This is a genomic window from Klebsiella sp. K-Nf6, assembly GCF_002806655.1.
Taxonomy (GTDB): Bacteria; Pseudomonadota; Gammaproteobacteria; order Enterobacterales; family Enterobacteriaceae; genus Klebsiella; species Klebsiella variicola.
Genome location: NZ_PIBN01000063.1, coordinates 1 through 376, shown reverse-complemented (window position 1 = coordinate 376; position 376 = coordinate 1). Strand labels below are relative to the sequence as shown.

General features: G+C 56.6%; 1 protein-coding gene. It reads left to right on the top strand.

Annotation, left to right across the window (positions count from 1 at the left end):
• A partial coding sequence (locus CWM61_RS28635; protein WP_133122483.1) for a helix-turn-helix domain-containing protein occupies nucleotides 1-376 on the top strand: 376 nt, incomplete at both ends.

Below are 376 nucleotides of genomic sequence, written 5' to 3'. Positions count from 1 at the left end.
CATATGCTGCTGCTGGACGCGCAATCGGCAAATTTATCCGCACAGGAAACCGCGGTTATCGTCGATGTCCTACACCATATCGCGCTGCAGGTTCTGGCCGATGTGGCTCAGGAGAAGGGGCTGCGCTCGTCAGGAAAACTCGCGCATCTGGTCAACAGCGCGAAATCCTTTATTACGCTTAATTATCACCGACATGACCTGACTCCTGATCTGCTTTGCCGGATGCTGTGCTGCTCACGATCCAGCCTCGATCGCGCGTTTCAACAACAAGGGACTTCGGTGATGGCGGTGATGAAAGAGATACGCCTCGAGGCAGCCCGACAGCTGCTGGAAACCGATCCCCGTCTGCGGGTTGAACAGGTCTCCTGGCGCTGCG